Origin of the sequence: Mycobacterium sp. E2479 (assembly GCF_001667925.1) — a bacterium.
In the GTDB taxonomy this organism is placed as follows: Bacteria; Actinomycetota; Actinomycetes; order Mycobacteriales; family Mycobacteriaceae; genus Mycobacterium.
The window spans coordinates 1-10,117 of sequence record NZ_LZJR01000032.1; the positions used below are offsets into that span (position 1 = coordinate 1).

Annotated in this window: 9 protein-coding genes; 8 read left to right on the plus strand and 1 reads right to left on the minus strand. The window is 66.4% G+C overall.

All coding sequences use genetic code 11. From position 1 onward, the window contains the following. The 8 genes from A5686_RS03840 to nuoN form a co-directional block, all read left to right on the plus strand. The coding region (locus A5686_RS03840; protein ID WP_156749924.1) for a molybdopterin-dependent oxidoreductase at positions 1–1,487 on the plus strand (1,487 nt) is incomplete at its 5' end. Between the two features lie 67 nt (positions 1,488–1,554). Then, positions 1,555–2,826 (plus strand): NADH-quinone oxidoreductase subunit NuoH, encoded by a 1,272-nt coding sequence (gene nuoH / locus A5686_RS03845; RefSeq protein WP_067931318.1) that lies wholly within the window; start codon positions 1,555–1,557, stop codon positions 2,824–2,826. Next, a complete protein-coding gene (gene nuoI, locus A5686_RS03850; protein ID WP_067931307.1) occupies positions 2,819–3,364 on the plus strand; it encodes an NADH-quinone oxidoreductase subunit NuoI in 546 nt (181 codons plus the stop codon). The genes nuoH and nuoI overlap by 8 nt, the downstream gene beginning before the upstream one ends. Before the next feature lie 26 nt (positions 3,365–3,390). After that, positions 3,391–4,182: an NADH-quinone oxidoreductase subunit J gene (locus tag A5686_RS03855; RefSeq protein ID WP_197520467.1), complete on the plus strand. Its 792-nt coding sequence runs from the start codon at positions 3,391–3,393 to the stop codon at positions 4,180–4,182. Further along, the gene (gene nuoK, locus A5686_RS03860; protein WP_007772892.1) at positions 4,179–4,478 is read left to right on the plus strand and encodes an NADH-quinone oxidoreductase subunit NuoK; all 300 of its coding nucleotides are present in this window, start codon (positions 4,179–4,181) and stop codon (positions 4,476–4,478) included. The genes A5686_RS03855 and nuoK overlap by 4 nt, the downstream gene beginning before the upstream one ends. 10 nt (positions 4,479–4,488) lie before the next feature. After that, positions 4,489–6,375, plus strand: coding sequence for an NADH-quinone oxidoreductase subunit L (gene nuoL, locus A5686_RS03865; RefSeq protein ID WP_067931311.1), 1,887 nt, complete (start codon positions 4,489–4,491; stop codon positions 6,373–6,375). Positions 6,376–6,450: 75 nt separating this feature from the next. Further along, positions 6,451–8,088 carry an NADH-quinone oxidoreductase subunit M gene (locus A5686_RS03870; protein WP_067931313.1) on the plus strand — a complete coding sequence of 546 codons (1,638 nt, stop codon included), beginning with the start codon at positions 6,451–6,453 and terminating at the stop codon, positions 8,086–8,088. After that, positions 8,085–9,674 (plus strand): NADH-quinone oxidoreductase subunit NuoN, encoded by a 1,590-nt coding sequence (nuoN, locus tag A5686_RS03875; protein WP_067931316.1) that lies wholly within the window; start codon positions 8,085–8,087, stop codon positions 9,672–9,674. The genes A5686_RS03870 and nuoN overlap by 4 nt, the downstream gene beginning before the upstream one ends. A gap of 21 nt (positions 9,675–9,695) precedes the next feature. Here the strand turns inward: nuoN and A5686_RS03880 are convergent. Further along, positions 9,696–10,117 (minus strand): hypothetical protein (locus A5686_RS03880; protein ID WP_082947473.1); only part of this gene is annotated, 422 nt, incomplete at its 5' end.

Here is a 10,117-nt window from a genome sequence, read left to right on the forward strand (position 1 = left end):
CGCACGCGATCGCCGTCGCGACAAAGGGCCTCGAAGCGGCGCGCGGCCGCACGGGTGTGCTGGTCGGCGGCCGGGCGACCTTGGAGGACGCCTACGCCTATTCCAAGTTCGCGCGAATCGTCCTGGACAGCAACGACATCGACTTTCGGGCACGCCCGAGCTCGGCGGAGGAGGCCGACTTTCTGGCCGCCCGGATCGCCGGCCATCCGATCACCGTCAGCTACGCGGATCTGGAATCGGCGCCGGTCGTCGTCTTGGTCGGTTTCGAGCCCGAGGACGAGTCGCCCATCGTCTTCCTGCGGCTGCGCAAGGCGGCCCGCAAACACGGATTGCCGGTGTACGCCGTCGCGCCTTTCGCCACCCGCGCGCTGACCAAGATGTCCGGGCGGCTGATCAAAACCGTTCCCGGCGCCGAAGCTTCGGTACTCGACGAATTGGCCGGCGGCGAGGTGGGCGACCTGCTCTCCACCCCGGGGGCGGTCATCATGGTCGGCGAACGGCTGGCCACGGTGCCGGGCGGATTGTCCGCCGCGGCCCGGCTCGCCGACACTACCGGCGCCCGCCTGGCCTGGGTGCCCCGCCGTGCCGGCGAGCGGGGCGCACTGGAAGCCGGTGCGCTGCCGGGGCTGCTGCCCGGTGGCCGACCGGTCGACGACGAGACCGCGCGGGCGCAGGTCGCCCACGCGTGGAACGTTTCCGAATTGCCCTCTGGCGGTGGACGTGACGCCCACGCAATCCTGGGCGCCGCGACCGACGGCACGCTGGGTGCCCTGCTCGTGGGCGGTGTCGAGCCCGACGACTTCAGCGACCCCCAAGCGGTACTGGCGGCGCTGGACAGCGTCGGCTTCGTGGTCAGCTTGGAGTTGCGGCACAGTGCGGTGACCGAACGCGCCGACGTCGTGTTCCCGGTCGCACCGACGACGCAGAAGGCCGGTTCATTCGTCGACTGGGAGGGCCGCTTTCGGCCGTTCGAAGCGGCGCTGCGCGGCAGCGCCCAGCACGCCGGCCAATCCGACCACCAGGTGCTCGACACGCTTGCCGACGAAATGGGCGTGTATCTGGGCATGTCCACCATCACCACCGCACGCGAAGAACTCGCGGCGCTGCGGCACTGGGACGGCAAGCGCGCCGCGGACCCGGACGTCGCGGCCGCCGAGCCGGCCCGGCCCGCAGCGGGCGAGGCGGTACTGGCCGGCTGGCGGATGCTGCTGGACAACGGCCGAATGCAAGACGGCGAGCCACATCTCGCGGGAACGGCGCGCGAACCGGTCGCCCGGCTGTCCGCCGATACGGCCGCCGAGATCGGCGCCGCCGACGGCGACGCGGTCACGGTCAGCACCTCGCGCGGATCCATCAACCTGCCGCTGGTGATCACCGACATGCCCGACCGGGTGGTGTGGCTTCCGGTGAACTCGCCCGGCTCGGCGGTGCATCGCCAACTCGGCGTATCCGTCGGCAGCACAGTCAAGATCGGAGCTGGATCATGATCGCCGGCGACGATGAACGCAGCGAAGCGATCCAACACGGGCGGAAGGAGCGGCGCTCATGACGACGTTGACCGCGTTCGGACACGACGCCTGGTGGTTGGTGATCGGCAAGGCGCTGGCGATTTTCGCTTTCCTCATGCTGAACGTGCTGGTGGCGATTCTGCTCGAACGCAAGATCCTCGGCTGGATGCAGCTGCGGCCCGGGCCCAACCGCGTCGGGCCGTGGGGTGCCCTGCAGAGCCTGGCCGACGGAATCAAGTTGGCGCTCAAGGAAACCATTACCCCGGGCGGCGTCGACAAGTTCGTGTATTTCGCGGCGCCGGTCATCTCCACGATCCCGGCCTTCACCGCCTTCGCGTTCATCCCGTTCGGTCCGGTGGTGTCGGTGTTCGGACACCGCACGCCGCTGCAGCTGACCGACCTGCCGGTCGCGGTGCTGTTCATTCTGGGGCTGTCGGCGATCGGTGTGTACGGAATCGTGCTGGGCGGGTGGGCTTCCGGGTCCACCTACCCGCTGCTGGGCGGGGTGCGCTCCACCGCCCAGGTCATCTCCTACGAGGTGGCGATGGGACTTTCGTTCGCGGCGGTCTTCCTCTACGCCGGCTCCATGTCGACGTCGCAGATCGTCGCGGCGCAGGACCGGGTGTGGTACGTGTTCCTGCTGCTGCCTTCGTTCGTGATCTACCTGATCTCGATGGTCGGTGAAACCAACCGGGCGCCTTTCGATTTGCCGGAAGCCGAGGGTGAACTGGTTGCGGGATTCCACACCGAGTACTCATCGCTGAAGTTCGCGATGTTCATGCTGGCGGAGTACGTCAACATGATGACGGTCTCGTCGCTGGCCACCGCCCTGTTCTTCGGTGGCTGGCACGCGCCGTGGCCACTGAACATGTGGGCGGGCGCCAACACCGGTTGGTGGCCGGTGCTGTGGTTCACCGCGAAGATGTGGACGTTCCTGTTCATCTACTTCTGGCTGCGGGCCTCGCTGCCCCGGCTGCGCTACGACCAGTTCATGGGTCTGGGCTGGAAGCTGCTGATCCCGGCCTCGCTGGTCTGGGTGCTGATCGCCGCGGTCATTCGCACACTGCGCAACCAGGGCTATCAGCACTGGACCCCGATCCTGGTGGCGAGCAGCCTCGTGTTCGCCGTTGCGCTCGTGCTGTTGCTGCGAAAACCCTTCAGCGCGCCGGGTATTCGTGCGCTGGAGAAACAGTTGCGCCGCGAGGCGAAGAAGTTGCCGGCCGCACAACGCTCGACACCGGTATTCCCGACACCGCCGCTGCCAGCGAAAGCCCTGCAGTCCCTGGCGGCTGCGAGCAAGGAGAAAGCACGTGGCTAAATTCTTGGACGCCGTGGCCGGATTCGGCGTGACGTTCGGATCGATGTTCAAAAAGCGTGTCACCGAGGAGTATCCGGAGAAGCCGGGCCCCGTCATGCCGCGCTACCATGGCCGTCATCAGTTGAACCGCTATCCGGACGGCTTAGAAAAATGCATCGGGTGCGAGTTGTGCGCCTGGGCGTGCCCGGCCGACGCGATCTATGTCGAGGGCGCCGACAACACCGAGGAACTGCGGTATTCGCCCGGGGAACGCTACGGTCGGGTCTACCAGATCAACTATCTGCGGTGCATCGGCTGCGGGCTGTGCATCGAGGCCTGCCCCACTCGCGCGCTGACCATGACCAATGACTACGAGATGGCCGACGACAATCGCGCGGACTTGATCTATGAGAAGGATCGGCTGCTGGCACCGCTGCTGCCAGACATGCTCGCGCCGCCGCACCCCAGGGCCGAAGGGGCCACCGACAAGGACTACTACGAAGGCAATGTGACCGCGCACGGGTTGCGCCAGGCCCAGCAGGCCGGAGAATCCCGGTGACCGGTTTGACCGGCCACGCCGTCGAAGTGGCGTCGAGCTTTACGCAAGACACGATCGTCCGCACCTCCACCGGCGAAGCGGTCACCTTCTGGGTGCTGGGTGTTTTGGCAGTGCTCGGCGCGGTCGGGGTGGTCACCGCCGTCAACGCCGTCTACTCGGCAATGTTCTTGGCGATGACCATGATCATCCTGGCGGTCTTCTACATGATCCAGGACGCGCTGTTTTTGGGTGTGGTTCAAGTGGTGGTCTACACCGGCGCGGTGATGATGCTGTTCTTGTTCGTGCTGATGCTCATCGGTGTGGACTCCGCGGAATCACTGAAGGAGACGCTGCGCGGACAGCGCATCGCCTCGGTGGCGGCCGGTATGGCGTTCGGCATTCTGCTCATCGCCGCCATCGGCAACCTGACCACCGGCGGTTTCGCCGGGCTCACCACCGCCAACGCCAACGGCAACGTGGAAGGGCTGGCGGCGCTGATCTTTTCGCGGTACCTGTGGGCGTTCGAGCTGACCAGCGCACTGCTCATCACCGCGGCCGTCGGTGCGATGGTGCTGGCGCACCGCGAGCGCTTCGCGCGCCGCAAGACACAGCGCGAGCTCTCCCAGGAACGATTCCAGGCCGGCGGGCATCCGACTCCTATGCCCAGCCCCGGTGTCTACGCACGCCACAACGCCGTCGACGTGGCCGCGTTGCTGCCGGACGGCTCGTACTCGAAACTTTCGGTGTCGCCGATGCTGCAAAGCCGCGGCGCCGACGGCAAGAAGACCACCCCGTCCCCCGAGCCGAGCCCGACTCTCTCACAAGGTGGTACGTCGTGAATCCGGCCAATTACCTATACCTCTCGGCACTGCTGTTCACCATCGGGGCCTCCGGTGTGTTGTTGCGCCGCAACGCCATCGTGATGTTCATGTGCGTCGAGCTGATGCTCAACGCCGTCAACCTCGCCTTCGTCACGTTCGCGCGGATGCACGGCCACCTGGACGGGCAGATGATCGCGTTCTTCACCATGGTGGTCGCCGCCTGCGAGGTGGTCATCGGCCTGGCCATCATCATGACCATCTTCCGTACCCGCAAATCGGCGTCCGTCGACGACGCGAATCTACTCAAAGGCTGAAGACGCCAACATGACTCAATACACCTGGGTGCTGGTGGCGCTGCCATTGGCGGGCGCCGCAATCCTGCTGTTCGGCGGGCGACGCACCGACCGGTGGGGGCATTGGTTGGGCTGTGCTACCGCCCTCGCCGCATTCGGAGTGGGCCTGACCCTGCTCAGCGAGCTGCTCGGCCGCACCGCCGACAACCGCGTCATCCACCAGAAGGTGTTCAGCTGGATCCCCGTCGGTGGGCTTCAGGTCGACTTCGGTCTGCAAATCGACCAGCTGTCGGTGTGTTTCGTGTTGCTGATCTCCGGGGTCGGGTCACTGATCCACATCTATTCGGTGGCCTACATGGCCGAAGACTCCGACCGCCGACGGTTTTTCGGCTACCTCAACCTGTTCCTGGCGTCGATGCTGCTGCTGGTCGTCGCCGACAACTACGTGGTGCTCTACGTCGGCTGGGAAGGCGTCGGCCTGGCGTCCTACCTGTTGATCGGATTCTGGTACCACAAGCCGACGGCGGCCACCGCGGCGAAGAAGGCGTTCGTGATGAACCGGGTCGGCGATGCCGGGCTGGCCCTGGGAATGTTCTTGATGTTCAGCACTTTCGGCACCTTGTCGTATGCCGGCGTGTTCGCCGGCGCACCGGCGGCTGATCGCGGCGCGCTGACCGCGATGGGACTGCTGTTGCTGCTGGGTGCGTGCGCCAAGTCCGCCCAGGTCCCGCTGCAGGCCTGGCTTGGTGACGCCATGGAGGGCCCCACCCCGGTGTCCGCGCTGATCCACGCCGCCACCATGGTGACCGCCGGTGTTTATCTGATCGTGCGGTCCAACCCGCTGTACAACCTGTCCCCCGACGCGCGACTGGCCGTGGTCATCGTGGGTGCGGTCACGCTGCTGCTCGGAGCCTTCATCGGCTGCGCCAAGGACGACATCAAGCGGGCGCTGGCAGCGTCGACGATGAGCCAGATCGGCTACATGGTGCTGGCGGCGGGCCTGGGCCCGGCCGGCTACGCCTTCGCGATCATGCACCTGCTCACCCACGGATTCTTCAAGGCCGGATTGTTCCTCGGCTCCGGCGCGGTGATTCACGCGATGGACGAAGAACAGGACATGCGCCGTTACGGCGGTTTGCGTGCGGCGCTGCCCATCACATTCGTCACCTTCGGCCTGGGTTACCTCGCGATCATCGGTGTGCCGCCCTTCGCCGGCTACTTCTCCAAGGACGCCATCATCGAGGCCGCGTTGGCCTCGGGCGGCATCGAGGGTTATCTGCTCGGCGGCGCCGCGCTATTGGGCGCCGGCGTCACCGCGTTCTACATGACACGCGTAATGCTGATGACCTTCTTCGGCAAGAAGCGCTGGGGTCCAGGCGCGCACCCGCACGAGGCACCGGCCCTGATGACGTGGCCGATGATCCTGCTCGCGGTCGGGTCGGTGTTCTCCGGTGGCCTGCTGGCGCTGGGCGGCACCCTGCAGAGTTGGCTCGAACCGGTCGTCGGAAAGCACGAGGAAGTCACCCATGCGTACCCGGTCTGGGTCAGTTCGGCGCTCGCGCTAGGTGTCGTGGTCATCGGCATCGCGGTGGCCTACCGGTTGTACGCGAAGGCACCGATCCCCCGGGTGGCTCCGCTGTCCGTGTCGCCGTTGACGACGGCGGTGCGCCGCGACTTCTACGGCGATGCCTTCAACGAGGAGGTCTTCATGCGCCCCGGTGCGCAACTGACTCACGCGCTTGTCGACATCGACAACACTGGTGTCGACGGCTCCGTCAACGCCCTGGCTGCCCTGGTGAGTTCGACGTCAAATCGGCTGCGCGGGTTGCAAACCGGCTTCGCCCGCAACTACGCATTGTCGATGCTGACGGGCGCCGTGCTGGTGATCGCGCTGATCCTGGCGGTGCGACTGTGGTGATCGGTGTCGGCGAGCGAACCGATGTGGCAGTACCTCCCGATTGCGGAGACGAAGCGATGACAAGGAGCGGCGCTCATGAATAGCGTTCCCTGGCTGAGCGTGCTGTGGCTGGTGCCGCTGGCCGGCTCCGTGCTGATCATCCTGATGCCGCCCGGACTGCGGCAGCTCGCCAAGTGGACGGGTCTGGTCTTCGGCGTACTGACCCTGGCGGTGGCCGTCGTGGTCACCGTCGGGTTCAAAACCGGTGGCGCGCCGTACCAATTCGTCGAAAAGCATCCGTGGATCCCGGCGTTCGGCGCCGGCTACACCCTGGGTGTCGACGGTATCGCGGTGGTGCTGGTGCTGCTGACGGCCGTGCTGATTCCAGTGCTGCAGGTGGCCGGCTGGAACGACGGCGATGGTGACGACCAGCTGCGCCCGGCTTCGCCGAGCGCGCGATGGTCACGAAGCGGCGAGCGCAGCCGCGGGGTGCAGGCCTACATCGCCTTGACGCTGGCCATCGAGTCGATGGTGCTCATTTCGGTCGTCGCCCTGGACGTGCTGCTGTTCTACGTCTTCTTCGAGGCCATGCTCGTCCCGATGTACTTTTTGATCGGAGGTTTCGGCGGCGGCCCCGGCAGGTCGCGCGCGGCCGTGAAGTTCTTGTTGTACAACCTGTTCGGCGGGCTGATCATGCTGGCCGCGGTCATCGGAGTGTACGTGGTGACCTCGCAGCATAATGCGGGCACCTTTGACTTCCGCGAGATCGTGGCCGGCGTCGCGTCGGGTCGTTACGGCGCGGACTCCGCGGTGTTCAAGGCGCTGTTCCTGGGTTTCATGTTCGCGTTCGCGATCAAGGCACCACTGTGGCCGTTCCACCGTTGGCTGCCCGACGCAGCCGTCGAGGCCACCCCGGCCACCGCGGTGCTGATGATGGCGGTGATGGACAAGGTCGGCACCTTCGGCATGCTGCGCTATTGTCTGCAGCTGTTCCCCGGCGCCTCAACGTATTTCCGCCCGCTGATCGTCGTGCTGGCGGTCATCGGGGTGGTCTACGGCGCGATCGTCGCCATCGGTCAGACCGACATCATGCGGCTGATCGCCTACACCTCGATCTCACACTTCGGATTCATCGTCCTGGGCATCTTCGTGATGACCAGCCAGGGGCAGAGCGGGTCGACGCTGTACATGCTCAACCACGGCCTGTCTACGGCCGCGGTCTTCCTGATCGCCGGATTCCTGATATCGCGGCACGGCAGCCGGGCGATCGCCGACTACGGCGGCGTGCAGAAGGTGGCGCCGATACTGGCGGGCACCTTCCTGGTCTCGGCGATGGCAACCCTGTCATTGCCGGGCCTGGCGCCGTTCATCAGCGAATTCCTGGTCCTGCTGGGCACTTTCAGCCGGTACTGGCTGGCCGCCGGATTCGGGGTTACCGCGCTCGTGCTCTCGGCGGTCTACATGCTGTGGCTGTACCAGCGCGTGATGACCGGGCCGGTCGCCAGCGGCAACGAGAAGATCGGCGATCTGCGCGGACGTGAATTGGTCGTCGTCGCACCGTTGATCGCGCTGCTGCTGATGCTCGGCATCTATCCCAAGCCGGTGCTCGACATCATCAATCCCGCCGTCGAGAACACCATGACCACCATGGGCCAGCATGACCCGAAGCCCACCGTCCCGGTGGGGACACCCAGACCGGCCGAACTACACCGGACCGCCGAAGGACCGCGATGACCCTCCCTACCCCGAGCATCCAGTACTTCCTGCTCTGCCCGACACTCATCGTGTTCGGCGTCGCCGTGCTGGGTGTGCTCGCAGAGGCGTTCCTGCCCAGGCGAATTCGCTACGCCGGGCAGGTGACACTCTCGCTCGCCGGTTTGATCGCGGCGTTCGTCGCCGTCATCGCCGTGAGCCGCTCGATCCCAGGCTCGGGGCGCGTGGCGTTGTTGGGCGCGATGGCCGTTGACCGCCCGACGCTGTATCTGCAGGGCACCGTGCTGCTGGTCGCGGTGATGGCAGTCATCTTCATCGCCGAACGCGCCCAAGCCAAGGCGGACAGCACGGTGTCCGTGGGAGTCGGCACCGCGGGCTCGGGCGGCCTGGACTCCTTTACGCCGCAGGCTTCGGCGGTGCCCGACAGCGACGCCGAGCGCGAGGCCGAACGGGCCGGGGCCGCCCAGACGGAGCTGTTCCCGCTGGCGCTGCTGTCGGTCGGCGGCATGATGGTCTTCCCCGCATCCAACGACTTGTTGACCATGTTCGTCGCGCTGGAAGTGTTGTCCTTGCCGCTATACCTGATGTGCGGCCTGGCCCGTCACCGTCGGCTGCTCTCGCAGGAAGCGGCGATGAAGTACTTTCTGCTGGGCGCGTTTTCGTCGGCGTTCTTCCTGTACGGTGTCGCGCTGCTCTACGGCGCCACCGGCACGCTGCTGCTGACGGGTATCCGCGATGCGCTGGCCGCGCGCGGCGAGACCTCGATGGCGCTGGTCGGCGTCGCCCTGCTGTCGGTCGGCCTGCTATTCAAGGTCGGTGCCGTTCCGTTCCACTCCTGGATTCCCGACGTCTACCAGGGCGCGCCCACCCCCATCACCGGGTTCATGGCGGCGGCCACCAAAGTCGCGGCTTTCGGTGCGCTGCTTCGGGTTATCTATGTGGCGCTGCCGCCGCTGCACGATCAGTGGCGTCCGGTGCTGTGGGCCATCTCCATCCTGACCATGGCGGTCGGCACCATCACGGCGGTGAACCAGACCGACGTCAAACGCATGCTGGCCTACTCGTCGGTCGCCCACGTCGGATTCATCCTCACCGGCGTCATCGCCGATAACCATACGGGCCTCTCCGCCACGTTGTTCTATCTGCTGGCCTACAGCTTCAGCACCGTCGGCGCGTTCGCGATCGTCGGTCTGATCCGCGACGCCGACGGAGTCGAAGACGCGACACTCTCGCACTGGGCGGGCCTGGGTCAGCGCTCGCCCATTGTGGGCGTGATGTTTTCGATGTTCTTGTTGGCGTTCGCCGGTATCCCGCTGACCAGTGGATTCGTCAGCAAGCTCGCCGTCTTCAAGGCAGCCGCCCAGGGCGGTGCCGTACCCCTGGTGATCGTCGGTGTGGTCGCCAGCGGCGTCGCCGCGTACTTCTACGTGCGGGTCATCGTGTCGATGTTCTTCACGGAGGCGACGGAGGACACCCCGCACGTGTTGGCGCCGGGGTTTTTGAGCAAGGCCGCGATCGCGGTGTGCGCCGCGGTTACCGTGGTGCTGGGCATCTTCCCGCAGCCGCTGCTCGACCTGGCCGACCAGGCCGCCGTCCTGCTGCACTGACGCGGCCCGCGGCATGGCCGGTCAGCTCATGAACGGCCGGATGGCCAGGAGGTAGATCACCAGTGCCCCCAGCGGGGCCACCAACGGCAACCACGGCAACTGCAAGGGAAATGACGTCGCGACCCACCCGGCGAACGTGAACCCCACGGCGCCGGCCGCCGTCGGCCAACTGTCCTGCACCACCGCGGCCGACGCGCCGACCGTGTGACGGCACACCAGGTAGGCGGCGGCGCACAAGCCGGACAGCGCGACGAATATCACCGGCGGGTCGGACAGGATGACGGTAACCGCGGCGAGCAGTACGGCAACCGTTGCGGCACGCCGGATTACGATGCCCACCGCGACCGCGATCAGCGCCGCCACCCAGGCGACCACCGCGGAGCCGTGCCAACCATCGGCGGCCAGCCCCACCATGAGCAGACCGAAGCACGTCGCGAACGCGG

Excerpts from the sequence above, each read along its gene's own strand:
- A5686_RS03870 (WP_067931313.1), top strand. The coding sequence starts at position 6,451 with ATGAATAGCGTTCCCTGGCTGAGCGTGCTGTGGCTGGTGCCGCTGGCC.
- nuoN (WP_067931316.1), top strand. The coding sequence starts at position 8,085 with ATGACCCTCCCTACCCCGAGCATCCAGTACTTCCTGCTCTGCCCGACA.
- nuoL (WP_067931311.1), top strand. The coding sequence starts at position 4,489 with ATGACTCAATACACCTGGGTGCTGGTGGCGCTGCCATTGGCGGGCGCC.